17 protein-coding genes are annotated in these 21,872 nt (G+C 44.2%); 8 read left to right on the forward strand and 9 right to left on the reverse strand.

Going from position 1 to position 21,872, the window contains the following annotated elements; genetic code table 11:
- Positions 1-123: 123 nt before the first annotated feature.
- The 3 genes from FT643_RS03355 to FT643_RS03365 all read right to left on the reverse strand — a co-directional run bounded on the left by FT643_RS03355 (position 124) and on the right by FT643_RS03365 (position 4,131).
- Positions 124-999, reverse strand: coding sequence for a hypothetical protein (locus FT643_RS03355; protein WP_156869245.1), 876 nt, complete (start codon positions 997-999; stop codon positions 124-126).
- A 90-nt stretch (positions 1,000-1,089) separates the two neighbouring features.
- Complete coding sequence (gene ampD, locus FT643_RS03360) at positions 1,090-1,644, reverse strand: 1,6-anhydro-N-acetylmuramyl-L-alanine amidase AmpD (RefSeq protein ID WP_317621919.1); 555 nt, start codon at positions 1,642-1,644, stop codon at positions 1,090-1,092.
- Between the two features lie 159 nt (positions 1,645-1,803).
- The gene (locus FT643_RS03365; RefSeq protein WP_198043281.1) at positions 1,804-4,131 is read right to left on the reverse strand and encodes a DUF1631 domain-containing protein; all 2,328 of its coding nucleotides are present in this window, start codon (positions 4,129-4,131) and stop codon (positions 1,804-1,806) included.
- Between the two features lie 455 nt (positions 4,132-4,586).
- Here FT643_RS03365 and FT643_RS03370 point away from each other — a divergent pair, with 455 nt between their 5' ends.
- From FT643_RS03370 to FT643_RS03395, 6 genes are all read left to right on the forward strand, one after another.
- Positions 4,587-5,930, forward strand: a complete 1,344-nt coding sequence (locus FT643_RS03370) for an alanine/glycine:cation symporter family protein (protein WP_156869247.1) — start codon at positions 4,587-4,589, stop codon at positions 5,928-5,930.
- Positions 5,927-6,766 carry a carboxylating nicotinate-nucleotide diphosphorylase gene (gene nadC / locus FT643_RS03375; protein ID WP_156869248.1) on the forward strand — a complete coding sequence of 280 codons (840 nt, stop codon included), beginning with the start codon at positions 5,927-5,929 and terminating at the stop codon, positions 6,764-6,766. The genes FT643_RS03370 and nadC overlap by 4 nt, the downstream gene beginning before the upstream one ends.
- 35 nt (positions 6,767-6,801) lie before the next feature.
- Positions 6,802-7,563 carry a class I SAM-dependent methyltransferase gene (locus FT643_RS03380; protein ID WP_156869249.1) on the forward strand — a complete coding sequence of 254 codons (762 nt, stop codon included), beginning with the start codon at positions 6,802-6,804 and terminating at the stop codon, positions 7,561-7,563.
- A 25-nt stretch (positions 7,564-7,588) separates the two neighbouring features.
- Positions 7,589-8,737 (forward strand): glycosyltransferase family 4 protein, encoded by a 1,149-nt coding sequence (locus FT643_RS03385; protein ID WP_198043282.1) that lies wholly within the window; start codon positions 7,589-7,591, stop codon positions 8,735-8,737.
- A gap of 6 nt (positions 8,738-8,743) precedes the next feature.
- On the forward strand, positions 8,744-10,582 hold the full coding sequence (asnB, locus tag FT643_RS03390) for an asparagine synthase (glutamine-hydrolyzing) (RefSeq protein WP_156869251.1): 1,839 nt from the start codon (positions 8,744-8,746) through the stop codon (positions 10,580-10,582).
- A 135-nt stretch (positions 10,583-10,717) separates the two neighbouring features.
- The gene (locus tag FT643_RS03395) at positions 10,718-11,626 is read left to right on the forward strand and encodes a lysylphosphatidylglycerol synthase domain-containing protein (protein ID WP_198043283.1); all 909 of its coding nucleotides are present in this window, start codon (positions 10,718-10,720) and stop codon (positions 11,624-11,626) included.
- 66 nt (positions 11,627-11,692) lie between these two features.
- Here FT643_RS03395 and FT643_RS03400 read toward each other — a convergent pair whose 3' ends face one another.
- From FT643_RS03400 to FT643_RS03425, 6 genes are all read right to left on the reverse strand, one after another.
- Positions 11,693-12,394, reverse strand: a complete 702-nt coding sequence (locus FT643_RS03400; RefSeq protein WP_156869253.1) for an acyltransferase — start codon at positions 12,392-12,394, stop codon at positions 11,693-11,695.
- A gap of 961 nt (positions 12,395-13,355) precedes the next feature.
- A complete protein-coding gene (locus tag FT643_RS03405) occupies positions 13,356-14,492 on the reverse strand; it encodes a radical SAM/SPASM domain-containing protein (RefSeq protein WP_156869254.1) in 1,137 nt (378 codons plus the stop codon).
- Positions 14,485-15,246 (reverse strand): class I SAM-dependent methyltransferase, encoded by a 762-nt coding sequence (locus tag FT643_RS03410; protein ID WP_156869255.1) that lies wholly within the window; start codon positions 15,244-15,246, stop codon positions 14,485-14,487. Before FT643_RS03410 ends, FT643_RS03405 begins: the two co-directional genes overlap by 8 nt.
- Positions 15,247-15,271: 25 nt before the next feature.
- Complete coding sequence (locus FT643_RS03415; protein ID WP_156869256.1) at positions 15,272-16,141, reverse strand: glycosyltransferase family 2 protein; 870 nt, start codon at positions 16,139-16,141, stop codon at positions 15,272-15,274.
- Between the two features lie 13 nt (positions 16,142-16,154).
- Entirely contained in the window at positions 16,155-18,098 is a 1,944-nt protein-coding gene (locus tag FT643_RS03420) for a hypothetical protein (protein WP_156869257.1), read from the reverse strand.
- A gap of 30 nt (positions 18,099-18,128) precedes the next feature.
- Positions 18,129-18,560, reverse strand: coding sequence for a pilin (locus FT643_RS03425; RefSeq protein WP_156869258.1), 432 nt, complete (start codon positions 18,558-18,560; stop codon positions 18,129-18,131).
- A gap of 340 nt (positions 18,561-18,900) precedes the next feature.
- Between FT643_RS03425 and pilB the strand changes: the two genes are divergently transcribed.
- Together pilB and FT643_RS03435 are read left to right on the forward strand one after the other, a co-directional pair.
- Positions 18,901-20,607, forward strand: a complete 1,707-nt coding sequence (gene pilB, locus FT643_RS03430) for a type IV-A pilus assembly ATPase PilB (protein ID WP_156869259.1) — start codon at positions 18,901-18,903, stop codon at positions 20,605-20,607.
- 2 nt (positions 20,608-20,609) lie between these two features.
- On the forward strand, positions 20,610-21,866 hold the full coding sequence (locus FT643_RS03435; protein ID WP_156869260.1) for a type II secretion system F family protein: 1,257 nt from the start codon (positions 20,610-20,612) through the stop codon (positions 21,864-21,866).
- Positions 21,867-21,872: the final 6 nt, after the last annotated feature.

Below are 21,872 nucleotides of genomic sequence, written 5' to 3' on the forward strand. Positions count from 1 at the left end.
TTGGACTTTTGGTCCACGGTTAGTTTATGGGCGAGTTGCCCTTACGTCTTCCGCAATCGTATAAGATCGGGATGACGCTTATGGATGTCTGAGCCGTCATTAGCCGGTTAGGCCACAACTGACTCAGGCAACAATGGTGATCACAGCAATAACGACCAACCAAAATATAAATACGTTGCTGCGCAAATCCTGCACAGCGTGAATCCGCCGCGCGCCCTCCGACGCCAAGGCTTCATCTTCCAGAGGCAAATCCTGAAACTCCAGCCCCATTTTCACCGCCAGTTTCAACACCACTTCTGCCTCTCGGTCAGTAGCGCGAAAACGACGAAACGCGACCGCCACGGCATTACCTTTGAAACACAGTACCGCAATGGTCAGCGCAATCGCCCGGGCGGGCACACCATCCAGGGAATACAAAAACTCGCTGCCGATCTTTTTCCAGGCCGGAGGATCTTTCTGATCCTCCCCGGTAACGGTTCTGGTCAACAAACTGGTAAACACGTACAGCACCAACCCGGCCAAACCAAAAAAAGCGAACCAGAACAAAGGGGCAAATAAAGCCTGGTTAATTCGCACCCAATACTGAGTGATTGTCTGGTTTATTAGCTCATTAGGACTCACCATACGTCCGTAATCAAAATATTGCGAGCCATGTTCATATGACGCTTGCCATTCACGGTTACGCCAGCGTTTTAAAAACGGCGTTAAACTGGCTTCAATTTTCCGGTAGTCCAGGCACGCGCAGAACAAAATAACCGCCAGCAAAGCTTCTATAAAGGAGACAAACCAGCGCGCCTGGTCGTGCCCGAGAAACCAAGCCAGCAGCACCGGGGGAATAATATAAAACCCGTAACCGAGTGCCGGATGGAGCGCACCAAGAAAAGGTAAGCGTTGTACAGCCCTAAGATAGGACACTCCCCATTGGCAGTTGGCGAAATAGTCCGGCACGTAAGACTCTTTTACGGCCCACAACGCCACAAGCAATGCCAACAGTGTCATCTATCCCTCCTCCGGTGTTTTTAATTAGCGTAACAGATTATTGCAGACTTGCCCGATAAAACTCTTTACAAATCATGACAGTCGGGCGGGTTAACTCAGTTGGGACCAATCGAAGCAAGGGCCGGGATCGGTCTTGCGGCCGGGCGCTATATCGGAATGACCGACTACTGGCAACTTCTGTTTTGATGGGTTATTGCCTGGGACGGTAACCCCATAGGCGTTTTGCAGACATTCAATCACTTGTTTTAATCGCTCGTATTGAATTGGCTCGAAGGCAGAATCTTCCGTTCCCTCTAATTCAATTCCGATGGAATAGTCATTACAGTTTTCTCGATCACCATAGCAGGATTGTCCCGCATGCCATGCCCTTAGATTGAATGGAACAAACTGAAGGACCTCTCCATCGCGGCGAATGAGCAGGTGAGAAGACACCTGCAACTGATGAATCTCCCGGAAATAAGGGTGCTCATCAGCGCATAGTCGATTCTGAAACAATTGCTCAATATAGGGCCCGCCAAATTCACCCGGGGGCAAGCTGATGCAATGGATCACAATCAGCTCGGGATCGATCGGGACCGGTCGCTCATTACAGTTCGGAGAGCTTACCTGGCGTGCGCAGGTAAGTAAGTGCTTTTCAACGTTCACAATACATATTTGCTCATTGCGCTATCTGCATTTATTTAATCCGGAAATCAGGGACAAAGCTACAGAAAATTGAAGACAAAAAAAAGCCATCAACCGAACTGTTCGGTTGATGGCCGTTTATGACCTGTCATGCTCCCAGGGCAATGCTATAGGGAGCACTTATAAATTTGCTTGCTTTACTTTGCGTAGATTGCCTATCACGTTCTGCAGTGCGCGATCGAACAACTGAGAATCCTCCAACACCACGACTTCTGCATTTTTCAATGCGTGAGCCAAACCCAACGTCGATTTCTCGTCAATTTTCACTCCGGTGCGATTCACAAAAATCATCTTATCTGCAGATTTAATGTGGGCCGCAAGCTTACAGCGAGTTTTAACACCCGTGTCGTTGCGAAATTCCAGCCAGGTGCCAACATTGATACGGCCAGCGGATAGCAGGTAAGGATCATCATCGGCCAACGCAGGCAACTGAACCGCTGCTTTCTTCGCTGCCTTGGCAGAATCCAGCTGCGTAATTTTGGATCGGGCAGGAATCACCGGAGACGCCCCCATCCGTTCCATATCTTCCGTCACCGCGGCCACCAGATCTTTTGCCGGATCAACCCGCCGGTCGTCCAGATGTCCCGGCGTTTCGCCACGCAAGATCTGCATCTGGACCTGCTCCAACTCCGTTAGCATCTCTCCCATTTCAAATGGATTGAACGAAACAGAATTCAAGCCCTGACGCAGGTTTTTTAGCAACACCGGTACCACATTAAAGAGCTTTTTCCGGGCTATTTCATCGCGCGGAGGTGTCACGCTAAACAACAGGTGATCGATGGTCTTGACCGCACCCATCCAGTTATTGCTTTCCGGGCCGTATTTCAGGAATACCAGTTTCAATACACCCATCCAACCATCTGTTAAAAGGCGCACCACGACTTCCGGAACAGTGCGGCCATCCAATCGTTTGCGCACCGTTTCCATGGCAATTTTTTCCGCTAACTCGGTCTTTGCTTTACCCTCTTCCGCCGCTTTGGTTCTTTGCTCAATCATTTGAGCTCGGCGGGCTTCTGTTTGCATAAACTGAGAAAAATCCTGCAACAACGCTTCAAACAACTCAGGTTCTTTCTGGAATTCATTCAATATACGCTGCGAAGTCTGCTGAATTTTCTTAAACACCAGATCTTTTTGTAATTGATCCACGTCGTCGCTCAAACCGATGCCGGCCCGGGCTAATTCGTTGAGAAGCTTACGTGCCGGGTGCGCCCCACGATTAAAAAAGCTGTAATCCTGAACGGCCAGTTTTAGATAAGGGATTTGTAGCCGTCCGATAATTGCTTTCACTGGAATCGGTAAGTTCTCATCATCCAAAATAAAATCGAACAACATGGCGACCAGATTAATGACGTCGGAATCCGCCTGACCGACTCTTTCCGGGCCAGCTTTAGACTCCCGCGTTTGCAACACATTGGCGACCGCTTCCCGCACATTAAAACGAACCGGCTGAACGTAGCCGGATAACAATTCCTGGTCTCCCGGCTGTGACTGCTGAATGCGTGTTAACAGCTCGAATAATTCGTCATTGGAAACCTCACGGGCGTTGTGCGCCTCCGAGCCGATGGTGCCCACCACCACATCCGTCACCATTGGTACGCTGCGGGCAGAAGCCAGCAACGTTTGAAGCTGACCGAACAACTCGCTGGCGGCCTGTCTGGCTACTTCTTTGGTTGTTTCGGTCGTGCCTTGCTGAGTATCCGACAGCGCGCTGGCACTGCGTCTCTCGGAGCGGCGCGACGTTGCGGGGCTACCTTTCAAATCCGGTAGAATTCCGGCTTCCGCCAATATTGAATTGGCCGCATCCAACACCAGGTCGTAACGGGAGATCACATATTTATCGAATAGCTTGAAGATGACCAGGCGATTTTTAATGTCGCAATCGATCTCGTCAGCAGCGTGCCGGAAGGCATTACAAATATGGGTGGGGTGAAATGGGTTATTCTTATCATTGACCGTAACGTGAAACAGCATCGCATCGAGGCGTGCGCTCAGTTGATAAATCCGGTCCCCGAATTTGGTTTTCGCTTTGGAAATCATACCTTCCAAAGCCACATCCATTTCCAGGTCGTCGTTTTCGACTAACGAGAGCGAGTCCAGGGAGGATATGGATTCCAGGCCAACGGGTTTTTCTTCAATGGCCTGCTGTTGGGTTAACTCTTTAAACACCCCGTTAATTTGCTGAAAAAACTTACGCTCAACTTCCTTACGGTTCAGGCGTATTTGACGCATGGTTTCAAGATAGTCGTCTTTATCCTGGTCGCTGGCCGCCTTTTCTGCATACTCAAAAAAAGTGTCATCCGCTTTGTCAAACACGTCCGTAAGAGACTGCAGCAATTCTTCCAACGCAGCACGACGCGCTTTCATTAGGACCGCCGGCAATGTACCTGCCTTCATAGAAAGTTCGCTATCCTGATTGGTTCCTGTCGAACCCTGGTTAGATCCCGGCATACCGTTTCCGCCTACACATCTTAGATCGGGTTTCTGGGTCATGATTCATCATCTCGTTTAACGTGCCTAAAGCTCATAAACATTAATTTAGCTCAGTATCCCTAGCTCGCGAACTTCCCCTCCCTTATCTGTTCACGGTTTTTCAACCAATTTCTACCTTGCAGACGCTCAAACTATGCACTTTGGTTTTAGTTCAGCTGGGTGACAAACTTTGTCAAAATTGACCCAATCACAACAGGTCTGTAGGGAGTATAGGAGTGATATCAGTAACTATAGAAGCGAAGTGGACGTATTGAGAGACAGATCACAAAGAATTCTGTCTGTTTTTTATCCAGTTTTCGACGGATTATTGACTCAAATACCGGCTGGTCAGTAACTCTTTGATATTCGTATAAATTGAAACTTTGACGTAGAATCGTCAGACAATTAACTGCTTTAGGCATGGGGATGGGGTTATGGAACAGATCACCACAATGCTCAACTGGCTTAATGGGAATATTCTGTGGGGCATACCGATGTTACTTGCCCTTTCCGCTACCGGCCTTTACCTCACGCTTGGGCTCAGAGTAATCAATCTCCGCAAAATCCCCTACGCATTCTCACTCCTGTTTAAAGGACGCAAATCCACTGAAAGCGGTGACATATCCCCCTTCAACGCCTTGATGACCGCGATGTCTGCCACCGTTGGCACCGGCAATATTGTCGGAGTTGCAACGGCAATTGCATCGGGTGGACCCGGAGCCCTGTTCTGGATGTGGTGTATCGCACTGGTGGGAATGGCCACAAAATACGGTGAGGCCTTACTGGCAGTCAAATTCAGGGAAACCGACGAACGCGGGCTCCACGTCGGTGGCCCCATGTACTACATCAAAAATGGCCTGGGAGCGAACTGGGCCTGGCTCGGCACTTTATTCGCCATATTCGGTATGTTTGCCGGATTCGGCATCGGCAATACCGTACAATCGCACTCGGTCGCAGACGCCCTGGAAGGAACCTACTCCATTGATCCCATGATCACCGGCGTTATCCTGGCCATTATCGCCGGGTTAGTGTTAATCGGTGGTATCAAACGCCTCGGGCAGGTAGCAGGTAAATTAGTGCCTGCTATGGCATTTCTGTACGTCATAACCGGACTGGTATTTTTGCTAATGAACGCCGGCGATATTCCGGCAGCCGTTGGTCTGATTGTCGACAGCGCCTTTAACGGACATGCTGCTGTTGGCGGCTTTGCCGGTGCCACCATCATGGCGGCCATTCGTTTCGGAGTCGCTCGCGGTGTGTTCTCGAACGAGGCAGGCCTGGGCAGCGCGCCCATTGCTCACGCCGCCGCCCAGACCAACGACCCGGTCAAGCAGGGTCTGATTGCCATGCTCGGCACCTTTATCGATACCATCGTCGTCTGTTCCATCACTGGCCTGGTGATCGTTCTGAGCGGTGCCTGGTCACACGGGGCCAAGGGTGCGGAACTCACCACCCTCGCCTTCAATTCACTCAGCAACGGCTGGGGTGAGCACGTGGTGGCGATCGGCTTGGCATTATTTGCCTTCACCACCATCCTGGGCTGGAGTTATTATAGCGAGCGCTGCACCGAATTCCTGTTTGGCACCAAGGCGATCATGCCCTTCCGAATTGTATGGATAGTAGCAATACCTGTCGGGTGCCTGATGAGCCTGGACTTTGTCTGGTTGTTGGCAGATTGCCTGAATGCCCTGATGGCCATTCCCAACCTGATCGCATTGTTGGCGCTAAGCCCCATTATTTTCAAACTCACTAAAACCTATTTCGAAAACAAACCATGACTCAAGATTTCCGATTAGAAGACATACCCCGCACCGTCGCATTCGCCCTTGAAGAAGACGTGCGGGACGGCGACATTACTGCCAACCTGATCCCAGCAAACAACACCGCCAAAGCCCGGATCATCACCCGGGAACAGGCTGTGGTGTGCGGAGTGGACTGGGTGAATGAAGTATTCCGGCAGGTAGACCCGCAGGTACGGGTCGAATGGCAGGTGAAAGATGGCGATACCGTACAACCGGACCAAAACCTGTTTACTCTGGAAGGTAAAGCAAGAAGCTTATTGACTGGGGAACGATGTGCATTGAATTTTCTTCAGACCTTATCAGCCACGGCAACCGTATGCCAGCAATACGCCAACCGCGTTGCAGGCACCGGAGTAAAGTTACTTGATACCCGTAAAACACTGCCGGGCTTGCGCACTGCACAGAAGTACGCGGTAACCTGTGGCGGCTGCTTTAACCACCGAGTCGGCTTGTATGATGCGTTTTTGATAAAAGAAAATCATATCGCAGCTTGCGGCGGCATTGCAGAAGCGGTAAGCACAGCCAAGCGGCAAGCACCGGGCAAACCGGTGGAAGTAGAGGTGGAAACGTTTGGGGAGCTGGAGCAGGCACTGGCGGCCGGGGCTGATGTGATTATGTTGGATGATTTTAGTGTTGCGGATATGGTGAAGGCAGTGGAAATTGCGGGGGGGCGGGCTAAACTTGAAGCATCAGGCGGTATTACTGATGAAACGCTGAGAGATATTGCGGAGACCGGTGTGAATTATATCTCTATAGGGGGGTTAACCAAGCACTGTCGGGCGATTGATTTGTCAATGCGTATAGAAACTTAACCCGTATATCTAAGATACAGCCAGGAGCCTTCTGTGTGGACCTGAGATTTATTGCAGAAACACTTAGTGTAAAAAATCTCACGAAAAAAGCGCGCGGCCTAATGAGATACCCGATACACCCGCAATGGTTCACTAGAAAAGAGGCCTCTCTACTTCGCAGCCTGAGAGAAATCGGGGAAAACAAGACTGTTCTAGATATTGGATGCGCAGATAAGTGGATTATAGAGCACTTGCCTGCAACGACTAACTACATTGGTCTAGACTACCCTAGCACTGCTGACCGACTGTATGGCACAAAACCTACCGTCTATGGTTCGGCTTCTGCTCTCCCTTTTGAAAATGAAAGCTTTGATCGGGTGGTATTGTTAGATGTACTTGAACATCTTAAAGAACCGGCCAAATCGCTTTCCGAAATACACCGAACTCTGGCCTACAATGGCACACTACTATTGAGAGTGCCATTTCTCTACCCTATACACGATTCACCACATGACTACTCCCGCCTGACTGAATATGGTTTAACTTCCTTGACCGAGTCCGCTGGATTTAAATTAGTTAATCTTTACGCGATTGGTGCACCCCTAGAAACCACCGCGTTACTAAGAAATATGGCGATCAGTGTTCTAATTCTACATCTAATTAAGAATAGAAACCCTTTTGCTATATTTGGCATCTTGCTACCTATATATTTTTTACTTAATAACCTCTATTCTTACTTTTTATCTAGGCTAGTTAAAGCCGGTACCGCACTCCCACACACCTATCTAGTAACTGCGATTAAAATAAAGGATGAGTAAAAACTCTCCAGACAGGGTGGCTTTAGTGTCGACCTCTTACCCCCTCACAAACAGCGATATAAGTGGAACATTCGTCCTCAAACTAGCCCAAGCTTTATCAGAGTACACCTCGATCACCGTTATCACCCCAGCGGATGATAAAGACGAATGCATTTCGAACTCAATAATAGATTTTCGGTACGCACCGAGAAAATTACAAGTTCTTGCGCACCAGCCTGGTGGTATCCCTGGAGCACTAAATAGATCTAAATGGAACGCCCTGCTCTTTCCCTTTTTTTTCCTGTCAATGGCGGCCAATGTACTGAGAGTAGCGTTCAGAGTGGACGTAATACATGCAAATTGGTCGATAACAGGTGTAATCTGCGGATTAATTGGCAAGCTCACCAATACCGCATGCATTACGACGCTTAGAGGCGAAGATGTCGCCAGACTAAAACACTCAGCATTATCACGCTGGATCGCGGGTTTGTGCGTCATTTTAAATGATACCACCGTTTGTGTCTCTGTCAGCATGCTTAAAACTGTTGTAGATCTATGGCCAAGGTACAAGCATAAAATACTTCATATACCAAATGGCGTAGATGTTCCTAGAGGTGGAGAACCGATCCACAAAAGCAAAAGGGATAAACAAGAATTTAGAATTTTGGCTGTTGGTAGCCTAATACCCCGAAAAGATTTCGCAACTTTGATACGAGCTGTATCTGAGAGCAATCAGAAAAAAAACATTAGTGTAAAGATTATAGGTGATGGCTTCGAAAAGTTAATGCTCGAAAAGCTTATCCGGGATTCAAACATGGAAGATCGAATAAATTTAGCAGGTGTTCTTCAACACGATGAAGTGCTGGAACAAATGCGGCGCTCAGACCTTTTCATCCTAACGAGCCGAAGTGAGGGTCGACCAAATGTCCTTTTGGAAGCAATGGCTACTGGGCTGCCGGTAATTTGCAGCGATATTGAAGGTGTCAGGGAATTAATAGACAACAACCAAAATGGATTACTATTTGAGAAAGGCAACCATATCGAGCTAACGCAAAAAATTGAATTTCTGCTAAGTGATTCAAAACAGAGAGTCAATTTGGGGATAAATGCTACGAAGAAGATATCTGAATCCGGATTAACATGGCAATCTTCTGCGGAACAATACTTTCAACTGTATAAACGAATAGTGAAGTGATTTTCCATGTGTGGAGTACTTTTTAGCTATCAAACTAGCCCTTCCCAAGAATTCCAAAAAAATGCCAATTTCGCTCTAAGCAAATTGAGCCATCGCGGTCCTGATGCTAGTGAAATTATTTTTAAAAATAACTGGGCTATTGGCCATACACGACTCTCAATAATAGACCTAGAAAGCAGTAAGCAGCCTATGTCCTCACCTGGAGGGCGTCAGTTACTAAGCTTCAATGGCGAGATATATAACTACAAACAACTCAAGTCCGATTTAGCTAAACGGTGGAACTTTAAAACCAATGGTGATACTGAGGTAATTTTAGCGGGAATATGCCTCGAAGGTCCTAAATTTATTGAAAAACTGGACGGAATGTGGGCATTCGTCTTTTGGAATGTTGACGAACAAAAGCTAATTGCTTCACGAGATAGACTTGGAAAAAAACCCTTATACTACGTAAACAATCGTTCATCCATATCATTCTCCTCAGAGTTACCCGCCCTATACTGCATAGAGCCGTATTCATTCTCACACTCCCATACATCTACTGAAGAGTTTCTAAAATATGGATTTTGCTTACCAGGAAAAACAATGTACAAGCAGGTTTTCGAAGTCAAACCAGGAGAATTCTGCACATGGTCCCCAACACAAAAACTAAGGTTCGATCGCTATTGGAAACTGAAAAAAAGAAATAACACCACACTTGAAATAAATGAAGTGAAGTATGAAACAGCCAATCTTCTTGAAAAAGCTGTTGAAAAGAGATTAATTGCTGATGTAGAGGTGGGTTCCTTTTTATCTGGAGGCATTGATTCTTCCATTGTATCTCAACTCGCATGCAAGCTTTCACCTCAGAAAATTAAAACATTCAATATTAAATTTTTAGATTCTGGATTTGACGAAAGCCAATACGCTCGTTTGGTCGCTAATCACTTAGAAACAGAGCACTTCGAGTTCGAAATTCGAAATCTTTCGCCTGAAAACATGAGTGAATTAGTTGAGAAAAACATAGGTCAACCATTCGGCGATCCATCAATACTCGCAGTAGCTGCTTTATGTAAACATACAGCTCTAAATGTAAAGGTAGCACTATCTGGAGATGGAGCCGATGAGCTTTTCTCAGGCTACCAGCGGTATCAGGCAAAAATTCTAATTAAATGGTATTCCAACTTACCAAAGACAATGAAGACATGCGTCCACAATTTCCTAAAATCGCTCCCAGATTCCTACGCCCATCACAGCAAAAGTATAGTAAAAAAATCTAAGCTTTTCTTAGAATTAGCCAACTCAGGCGAATTTAACCGAGGATATATAGCACCTATTACTATAGATGAAAAAATGCTATCTGAACTCTTACCAGACACCTACAGGAGCCCAGATCCAACACTGTTTGAATCAGAGCAAACTCTGAGTGACATGATGTACGAAGATTTGAGCTGCTATCTACCACAAGACATACTTGCGAAAGCTGATCGAGCTTCAATGGCTCATTCCCTAGAAATCAGGACACCGTTTCTGGACCGAGATTTGGTGGAGTATATCACGCAACTCGACTTAGCAAAAATAAGGAGCAACTTCAGCGGAAAGCGTCTTCTCAAAGACACATTCTCAAACAACATCCCGAATAAAATAATACGTCGAAGGAAACAAGGGTTTTCATCACCAATATATAGCTGGTTTCTAGGTGAAGCAGCGGTGGAATTGGAAAGTCTCTGTTCGAACCTTGACACGACAATACGAAAAGAAAAAGTTATGGATATCATCGGAGAACACAAGTCGAAAAAAGCAGATCGAAGCTTGCAGCTATGGAACATTTACTCCTACCTAAAGTGGATTGAGTCTAAACACCCATGAAAAAGACAATCGATATAAGCCACATCGACACACCAAAAACACGATACACGATACACGATCTAATAACTTGCTAGCAGCGAACTCGACCCAGAGAACATGCCTTAGCGGACCCGCCCCAAAATGTACGTATTAACTATGAAATATTTTCTACTCACAATAAAGTTTTTAATTCCCTTAACTGCATTTGCATTTCTAGCATATCAGTCGCAAGGATACATTATCGATCTTCACGGTAAAGCTTCATTTATAAAGCCTCCGTTACTAATAGCGTCAATATTTCTTCTACTTCCGGTATTTATAATGAATGCTTTTGGCTGGCACTTAATTGTCAGAGTATTCAATCACGATATAAGCTTTTCGCGATCTCTCAACATTTGGTTTTACTCATCATTTACTCGCTACATTCCTGGAGTTATTTGGCCTTATACAACTAGAATTAAACTCTGTACTAATTTAGGGATAAACAAATATGACACAACAAGCAGCATGCTACTTGAGAACTGCTTCCTTGCTTCATGCTCACTATGCGTAAGCCTTCCAATTATTGGAGTACACTTGAATAGTACAATTACTCTCATATTTATAGTGCTTGGTTTTAGTGTTTTGCTATATACGAAAAGAATACTTTCACTACTATCTACCTTTAAAATTAACAACGAGCACATCAGAAATATCATCGCGAGCTTTTTAAAGCTAGAATCCGCACATTTCATTAATATTTGGGCATTCTATTGTTTACTCTGGCTTTTCTTTAGTATTGCCTTCGGCTTATTCTGCACATCAATATCAAACTTTGAAACGTATGAATTTCTGACCCTGATTCAAGTAGCAATGTGCTTCCCAATCAGCTTTGCGGTGGGTTTTATTGCCACCATTACTCCGGGAGGCATAGGTATTCGAGAGGGGACGTTATTCTCACTATTAATTCTTTTCATTGACCCACAGGATGCCGCTGTAATTTCAATCGCAAGCAGACTTTGGCTTATATTTACGGAAGTGATCGTTGGTACCATGCTGTATCTAGCAAACGTCTTAAGGAAATAGGTAAGGGAGTAAAAGTTTATTTACTTGACCAGCAAACTATTCATTCATTAATAAAATGCATCAACCTCAAGATGGCATAAAACCAATCACTTTTGCAGGGACTCCCCCTACAATAGTCCCAGACTCTACATCTTTATTTACTACTGAATTAGCAGCAACTACAGAGCACGCCCCAACCCGAACGCCATCTAAAATCTTACAACCAGCGCCAATCCAAACGTTATTGCCAATTGATATTCCGTAAGCACTGTGCCCTTGCTCCTTCATTGGAATGATAGACTGACTGTAATTGTGACTGGATGCAACTATAAAACACTGCCCTGCAATCATAACATTGTCTCCAATATCAACACCTCCATTTCCATAAATTATGGTTGATTGACCCACGCTGGAATTCCGCCCAATACGAATATACCCATCGGGTGGACCGGAATTCAGCATCGCAAATGAGCGTAAGAAAGTATCTCTACCAAGTTCTATAGATATTTTTTGCGAAGAATTCCCTATTAATTGAGCACAGTCGTCAATTATGACGCCAATATCACATTTAAGCTGAGCGGGGCATCGCATAGTTACATCACAACCAATGACTGTGCCTTTGGCTATACCTTTGAAAGCTAGAGGGTATAGCTTTAATCGTAAATAATATCCTAACGCGCCCTTTAATCCCGAAACTAAAGTAAAAAGTGCCTCTTGTGTAATCCAGCCACGAGTGGATGCGTATTCACCAGCAACAAGTTGCCGGTACCTCTTAGCATTAGCTTCCATTTAGTACAGCTCTCTAAATAATTTAAACTTCATGCGGCAAATGAACCTGTGGTCTCGACCTTTTCGCGTTTAGTACTCGGACGTCACTATTATTTTCTTAGGCAAGAATTTAGATATAGTCCAATACAGCTTCGCCAAAAATGCAACAGAATAACACTATTCATCTATATCTACTTGAGAACGGTATTTCATGTATATAATATTTGGAGTATTTTCAACCAACGAAACGGCTATAAGTAAAGTTGACATCCAGTAGCAAGGAATAAAAAACAGCGACTCTAAAATAACGGCTAACGCTACGAGTGGGAGTTGCAATATTTTCTGCGGAACCTCTCGAGAACACGCCAATGAACGTTCAGCAGCGTGAGACCAATACTCGCTTCGACCATACACCAGTAGCAGTAACACGTTATGAGATGACCATATCTTCTACATATCAATGTTACTAATTTTGAACTCGACAATGCAGCAACACAAAGGAGAGATAGAAAAATTCAAATATAATCTGCAAAGGCTGGAAAAAAGCACTGCTTACAAACGGCGAACTCCTTGTCTGCATCTAAGTAACATAATCCCTCGATGCTAATACCCATACCGCCAACTTCTTCAACTAGCCAACAAACTGCCCCCAAGCGAATCCTATCTCCACCGTGAAACTCCTTCGTATTCAACTAAACATATAATTTTCCAGAGCCAACAAGATTTACACTGAACATCCAAAATATCAATCTTTGTTACCAGAGCTCTAGGTCCGAACACCTAAACTTTTAAATTCCCACAACCATCAAAAAGCGTAGTCAACTACAGCAAAACAGCCACAAGAGATACCGAGACGATATATTACACAAAATCTAATGTTAACAGTGAGAAGCACATTCAAGCCCCAAAGCGTATGATTTCAATCTCCCACGAGGGTTTAATGAACGCATCGCAATTCGAGAAAACGTGATCAATGCGTATTCTAACCAACATTTTTAATAGCAATTTTCAGCCCCGTATCCGACGATTCAACCGGAGAATCAATGAACGAAGGCCTGATACCACTCGTCAAACACTCGTAACAAATAATGTCCTCTTTATCTACCTCTAGCCCCTTCCGCTTCTGAACTATTAGTTTCCGCGAAGTTCTAAAGTGATGATTATTCCAGATCGGGCGAAAAGCATCATCAACAAGTGTTCCAAAATCATCTTCTTTTTTGAATTCGTAGCAGCAAGGAGCAACTCCATCATCAGCTCTTACATTTAAATGGGTCCATGGTCTATCACAATTCATTAGACGCTCAGGATTAAAAACTTCTACTTTATATTCATCACCAACCGGCAACCAACTCTCATCTTCGACGTAAGCGGGTAGTGGTGTAAATTTATTTACACCCATTTCGTAGCACATGGCTTCTACCTGTTTAACCTCGTGCTCATTGTGTCTAAACACAATAAACTGCCACTCAACAAACGGGTGAACCTTGCTCAAAGTTCTCCTAGCGTTTACAAGATTCTTAACATTCTCCAAAACTTTTTCGTAGTTTCCACCTACTCTATATTTCTCATATGTTTCATTAGATCCACCATCTACAGCTACCATAACGTAATCGATACCACTGTTAACTAGTTTCTCTGAGTTCACTTTATTGAGCATCGTAGCGTTCGTCGATATCATTACAAATATGTTCTTTGACTTGGCATATTCAATAATTCTGTATATATCTTTATTCAGCAGTGGCTCACCCCAGGTGTACAGTTGCATCATATAAATATACTCACCTACTTGATCAATAATTTTCTTTGCCTCATCAAAACTCATGTGACGAACATCTCTACCTCCAGATATTCCCTTGCCTGTCAAACAAAACGGACATTTTAAATTACATACATTTGTGACCTCGAAAACAAATAAGTAAGGGAAGCTCTTAACCTCAGTTTTTCCTAAATATTTCTCGTAATGCGCATGCAGAAAGTTAATAAATTTTCTAAATGAATTATTAAACAGAAAAGCTTCTACATGCGAGAACGAGAGCCTACTAGCAAAAAATCGACGCGACACCCAGTTTACCAATCTAAATAAAAATAAGCGCACAGAAAGCTTCAATTTTCTAACCATTATTTTTCACACGCAAAACAAATATGTAGGATGGCAGCAATTGATAAAACAGCTTCCAAACCCATATAGGCGTCTTGTCCAATAAACTATTTTTTGGAATCATATCTCGCATATTGAACCTATCGGGGTCTCTAATGACTTTTAAAGTATAGTCCTCAACATGGAATTCGGATATTAACTTTTTCAGCCCCCAGTAAGTAAATAGGTTCTCATAATAATCTCCCCCCTTTCCCATTATTTTCATATACTTATTTGCTATGCGCTTGGGCAGCCACGACAAAAAAAGAAGGTGATGATGAGGCTCTATAATAGTAAGCGATGACGCAGCCCCGAAATAGCAAATACCTTCCGGCTTGAGAACCCTCTTAATCTCCATAAATAATCTAGACGGATCTGGTACATGTTCATAAACGTGATTACATACAACTAAATCAATACTAGAATTCTCGAATGGCAACCGCATCGAGTCAGCGAAGTTAAAAATGACATTATCTATTGGGCTCTCTCGCGCCATATTCAATGCATATTCGTCTATATCTAAGCCATACACGGTATCGAAATAGGGCGCCAAAGATTTAGCGAAGAAACCAATTGAGCAACCAATATCAACAGCTACAGAATCTTTCAAGCCCAAGGCTCCTGCATCAAGCAACACAGAAATCATTTTGTCGACTTTTGCTTTTTTATACTCAGCGTTTAACAAAATAGGAGATTGTAATGACAAATTTTTTTGGTAGCGATAGTTCTTTTCCATCTAATCGGTCTCCAACTTCATCGGCTTATATCTTATCCTTATAATATAATGCTGTGATCTGCTCAGATAATAATCCCATTAGAAATATGACCGTACCTAATGAAATCATTAGCAAACTCATATTCCTAAATTGGTAGAAAGCTAAATATGTATAAAGGTAGTAACCCAATCCAGCGACCAGATGGGCAAGCGCGAACGGGATAAATATTTTAAGAGGTGAATGGAGAGTAGCTATTTTGAAGATAATTAAAAAAAATCGAAATCCATCTTTCACAACTGATAAATGACTTTTTCCTAACCTTTTATAAACCGGAACCTCAACATAACCAACACTATATCCTACTTTGAAGAACGCCATAGTTATTGTGGTAGGGTATGAGAACCCATTCGGTAATAGGTCGATAAAGCTGAGGAACTTCTTCCGGTTAACAACCCGAAAACCAGAGGTCAAGTCTTGTATTTTATGGCCGACAACCCATGAGGCTAGCCTATTATACAGCCCGTTCCCAAAAGCCCTTGCAAAAGAAGCTTGTGATTCACGCCGCCTAGCTCCAACAACCATATGATAGCCCTCGTAGTATTTCCCAATCAACATGTGGATTTTTGACGGGTCATGCTGAGAGTCCGCATCCATGCATAAAACTGTTTCACGGGTTGCATTTCTTGCTCCTGTTTTGATAGCAGCCCCATTTCCTTTAGAATACGGATGGCTTACTACTTTGGTCGCTCCATACTTCATAGATATAGCCGCAGTTGCGTCTGTGGAGCCATCATTCACAACGATGATTTCTGCATGAGGCAATATTTCTTTCAACAAAGGCAATACTTTTCTCAGTCCAGACTCCTCGTTTTTTGCTGGAATTATTACCGATAAGTCTTCCCCAGTATTTTTCATTTATATCCAACCCTTATTTGGTATCGCACGATATCGTGACACCTCTAGCACTCAAGATTCCACACATTTCGTTTGCTATTTTCATTGCTTTTTGATCACTAGCAAAATCAGACTCAAACCCCCTAAGCTCTGCCTTCGCCTGAACTAAATCAGGAGATGTAACATAGTAATATAACAACCCCTTTCTCAGCATAAAGTCCTTCGGGTTTTGACTCAGACCTGAAGTTAAAGATTCGACCACTAATTCTGGGTCATTCTTTATTCGTGCGTAGTAAGATGCCTTCAGCCCTACTAATTGCGATCGATCACCCCTAGTTAAGTTTTTATTATCTAATGTGGCATCAATTAGCTGCGTATAAAAAGGAGAAAGTGCCGAGCACTGCTCTGCAACAATACAGTCCTGCATTACATCGAGGGCAACAATTGTTGAGGTGGGCAATTTATCTCCCCTTAATTTAGCGGCTAACTTGTCTACGTCTTCGGTCACATCGTCACCTGTTAACGCCTTGACTCTTAACATACCGAACCATGGTAGCAAGTCATATTTCGATAAAGAAATTGCTTCTTGAAAGCTCTTAATAGACAATTTCAAATAGTTCTTATTTCCGTGTTTCAAACCCACCAAGAAATATATTCTTCCCATCTGATATCGTGCACGAACCGATCCGGGGTGATGGTCAATTTCTGCTAACGCATGGCTCACTAAATTATTCCACTCCAAAAGCCTAAGAAACAATATAGAGCTACTGAATACAAAGAAAATAGATATAGAAAAAGCGATAAGAAATTTAGATCTAATTTTTTTTTCAATTTGAATAAAAACGCCCAGGATTGAAAGCAATATGCCTATAGTAGCTATATAATTTCGATGTTCGTGCACCATCTCAAGTGAAACTACCGTAGATTCAAGAATGTGCCAACAAAAAAACCAAAATACACCAAACGAGAACAACCTGTTTTGGTGCCTAATTACAAATGCTAAGAAGAGAAGAGCCGAGATCAATATGACTGAAAGAAGAGTAGATATAGGGTTTAGCAGGCTATGTGAAACTAAAAAGTCATCATGATACAACCCAAGTGCAATATTTGACGGGAGAATAATTTGGGATATGTAAAATACAATAACTCTACTTTGCGTAAGCAATCTCTCCACTAAGTCAAAAGGTCTATGTGTATATTCTCCAATAATAACTGACGGATTAAAAAGTAAAATAGCGATAGTTGTTATCACAACCATAACGAAAACACTCGTCATAATGCGCCAATTGACAATCTCATTCTTGCAATTTCTTGAAAACAAAAGTGATTCCATCAGATAGATAGCGAGGCCAATTAGCACGTAAGTTTCTTTGCATAAAACCGCAAACACAAAGCATACAAAAAATAGCATCGCCCAAATCACAATAAATTTTTGATCTTGCTCCAGCCTCCGCCTAAAATTCAACCAACACACCATCGAGGTCAAAGCAAACAGGCCTCCCATACTTACCATCCGCTGAACGACATAGAGAACAGAGGTAAGGTTTATTGGTAAGAGAGACCAATATAAAGCTACGCCTAGAGACAGGTATGTGACATTTTTCTGAAATTCCAACCGTCTCAAAACTAGACTGACCAAGAAGAAAGTAAGCACAGCATTCAAAGAGTGTATAAATATGTTCGCCAGCTTGAAACTTAATACATCCTCACCGAAAAAATAATAGTTCAAAGCAAAAGACAACATCACCACAGGCCTTCTCAAAGGACCCGCCCCAGTAGATAGTGCTGCTTGCTCCAGGCTATGGAAGTCAATACTCGTTAATTTTAAGAAATCATTTCTAACGATGTTAATGCCATCGTCAAATTCAAAGCCACCCGGCAATCCAATGCAATACATTCCAAAAGGGATCAAAAACAATAAAAACAAAAGCACAACGAGAAAGGGAGAGGCAAGCCCCTCCCTTTTTACATTAACCAAACTTAACTTGTACAACCGGGGCGCGCCGAATTAACGACACTCTGAAGGTAAATATTTAGCTTCAATATTAGTTGTTTGGCATACCCACTGAATTCCACCAGCAGTCGTCATAGCACTCAATTGATACTGATCGCCTTGCACATTTGTTGGTAGACCCGTCGCAGCCATCGTAATAGTGATGACGCCACCAGCTTGACCAACACTTCTGACCGCATTGCCACGTATCGAAGTAGCAGATGGTAGACCAATCGATGCATTCGAAGCCATAAATCTGCCTTCAGATGCCCAGGTCTCTGCTACAGCTGTCTTAGCCGCTGCAGCCAAACTCAAGCCTTCGGAAACTTTCGCCCGGACTGTGTAATCTTGGTACGCAGGAATGGCAACTGCTGCCAGGATACCGATGATCGCAACCACAATCATCAATTCAATTAGAGTAAAACCTTGTTGTACTTGCTTCTTCATTGCATTTCTCCCGAAATACGAGTGTGGTATGTTTAAAACAATTGACATCGGCACCGAGCCAACCAACTGTTTTAAGCTAAGCACAGGCTATGCCATTTTCAAGAATCCAAGCAACGTCATAAAGATCAGCACCTTGCCCGATCAGAAAACCACCACCTCGATGCAACCACACACATCTTTCGACATAACCTGACAATATTTGTCACTTTGGATTTCCGACTAAATTCTTTCGAAAGACCATGTTTGATCTACTATTAAAAAAGAATCAATATACAGCACACCATGCCTACACCGTATTGCAATCAACCAATTATGAGTTTTAATTTGTGGCGTATCGCAGATGAATACAGCATTTAATCTAAGTGGCTTAGCTAAAAAGCTTCTAAACGAAGGTTTAGTCCAAGAGGAAACTATTAAAACGGCATCTGAAACTGCCCAAAAGCAAAAAATCCCTCTAGTAACGTATTTAGTTCAGAACAGTATTCTCTCGGCAAGAGCTATAGCAAATGCAGCAGCAGAAGAGTTTGGTACTCCTATTATAGAACTTGATGCCCTATCTCCTGATGCACTACCTAAGGAATTAGTGAACGAGAAGCTTGTACGGAAGCACAGGGCGCTACCCATTTTCAAACGAGGCACGCGCTTATATATCGCTGTTGTTGATCCCACAAACCTCCAAGCATTGGATGAAATCAAGTTCAATACCGGGCTTAACACAGAGGCGGTGATAGTCGATGAGGATAAATTAGATAGGGCAATCGACAAATACCTGGAAAGCCAAGATTCAGGATTTAGTGATCTGGGTGATTCTGATCTAGATGACCTGGATATTGAAGCTGGCACTGAAGAGGACAGTAAGGATGTCGCAGCAGATGCTGCAGATGATGCTCCGATTGTCCGTTTCGTGAACAAGATATTACTAGATGCGATCAAACTTGGAGCCTCTGATATCCACTTCGAGCCATATGAGAAAGCATACAGAATCAGGCTGCGTGCCGATGGCATACTGCAAGAAGTCGCCCGCCCTCCCATCAACTTTGCGACTAAGCTAGCTGCCCGACTAAAGGTTATGTCGCAGCTGGATATATCTGAAAGACGAATCCCTCAAGATGGTCGTATAAAACTGAAAATTTCAAAAACCCGTGCTATTGATTTCCGGGTAAATACACTACCGACTCTATTCGGTGAAAAAATTGTACTGCGGATTCTGGACCCAGATAGCGCTAAGTTAGGTATAGATGCGCTTGGGTACGAAGATGAACAGAAAAAGCTTTTCATGAATGCCCTTGAACAACCTCAAGGGATGATACTGGTGACGGGCCCCACCGGTTCGGGCAAAACTGTTTCGCTATACACTGGTCTCAATATCCTAAACACCCCGGAGCGCAATATATCAACTGCCGAAGATCCTGCTGAAATCAATCTGGAAGGCATTAATCAAGTCAACGTTAACAACAAAGTGGGCCTGAACTTTGGTTCCGCTTTGCGGGCATTTCTACGACAAGACCCCGACATCGTCATGGTGGGGGAGATTCGAGACCTGGAAACAGCAGAAATCGCCATCAAAGCGGCTCAAACCGGGCACCTGGTGTTATCAACCCTCCACACCAATAGCGCCCCCGAAACCTTAACCCGCTTACGCAACATGGGGGTGCCCGCGTTTAACATTGCAACCTCTGTTTCACTGATTATTGCCCAGCGGCTGGCCCGGCGACTGTGCAAATCCTGTAAAAAGCCCGTGGATCTGCCTAAAGAGACGCTTATAGCTGAAGGTTTTAAAGAAGATGAAATAGGATCCTTTACCATCTATGGACCCAATGGTTGTGACAAATGTGTGAACGGGTACAAGGGTCGGGTGGGTATTTATGAGGTCGTTAAGATAACGGATTCTATTTCAAGGATTATAATGGAAGATGGTAATGCAATTGAGATTGCAGACGCTGCTCGCGAAGCAGGTTTCAACGACCTCCGTCTAAGCGGTTTAAAGAAAGTCAAAGATGGTCTTACCAGCCTTGAAGAAGTTAACCGAGTAACAACGGGACATTAAGTATGGCTACGGCAACCCAAGCACAACCAAAGACAGCAAAAAAGGCAGCCCCGCCGAAAGTTCAGGTGTTTCTATGGGATGGAACAGACAAAAAAGGCAATAAGGTGAAAGGCGAGTTATCAGGCACCAATATGACCCTGATAAAAGCCGAACTTCGCAAACAGGGTATTGTCGCCAAGAAAGTAAGAAAGAAACCAGCCTCTTTATTTGGACCGAAGAAAAAGAAGATTACGCCAATGGATGTCGCAGTATTTACTCGGCAATTGGCGACTATGATGAAAGCGGGTGTACCGCTGGTGCAGTCCTTTGAGATTGTAGCCGATGGACATGACAACCCATCAATGCGCGATCTTCTGCTTAAAATAAAAGGCGACATTGAGGGGGGTAACAATCTCGCCAATTCTCTGGCGGCCCATCCGGCTTATTTCGATGATCTTTTTGTAAGCTTGGTGGATTCCGGCGAACAATCCGGTGCACTGGAAACGATGCTCGACCGGATTGCGATATATAAAGAAAAAACCGAGGCACTGAAAGCCAAAATCAAAAAAGCTATTAAATATCCAATCGCTGTCGTGATTGTCGCTTGTATAGTTACCGCTATTCTTCTACTGAAAGTCGTACCTGTATTCCAAGAGCTATTCGCCGGATTCGGCGCAGAACTTCCTGCATTCACACAAATGGTCATCAATATTTCGGAATGGTTGCAGGAATGGTGGATAATTTTAATTGTCATAATGATTGCGATAGGCTTCACTTTCGCAGAAGCAAAAAAGCGCTCACCGGCATTCGTAGACTTCCTAGATCGCCTGGCCCTCAAAGCCCCCGTCGTAGGCGATATTCTTTTTAAAGCCACTATCGCCCGCTTCGGCCGCACGCTCGCCACCACCTTCGCCGCCGGGGTTCCGCTGGTGGATGCACTCGAATCCGTCGCAGGCGCAACCGGTAACGTTGTCTACCGGAATGCCGTTAATAAAATACGCGAAGAAGTCTCAAGCGGCACACAACTAAACTTCTCCATGAGAGCCACAGGCGTATTCCCTGCAATGGCCGTTCAAATGACGGCTATCGGTGAAGAATCCGGCGCCCTCGACACCATGCTGGATAAAGTGGCAACGTATTACGAAGATGAAGTGGACAATGCTGTAGACGGGCTCACAAGCTTACTGGAGCCCATTATCATGGCCGTGCTCGGCGTACTAGTTGGTGGCCTGATCATCGCCATGTACCTCCCCATCTTCCAGCTGGGCTCTGTTGTATAAGGAACA

It is taken from the genome of Ketobacter sp. MCCC 1A13808, from assembly GCF_009746715.1.
Taxonomy (GTDB): Bacteria; Pseudomonadota; Gammaproteobacteria; order Pseudomonadales; family Ketobacteraceae; genus Ketobacter.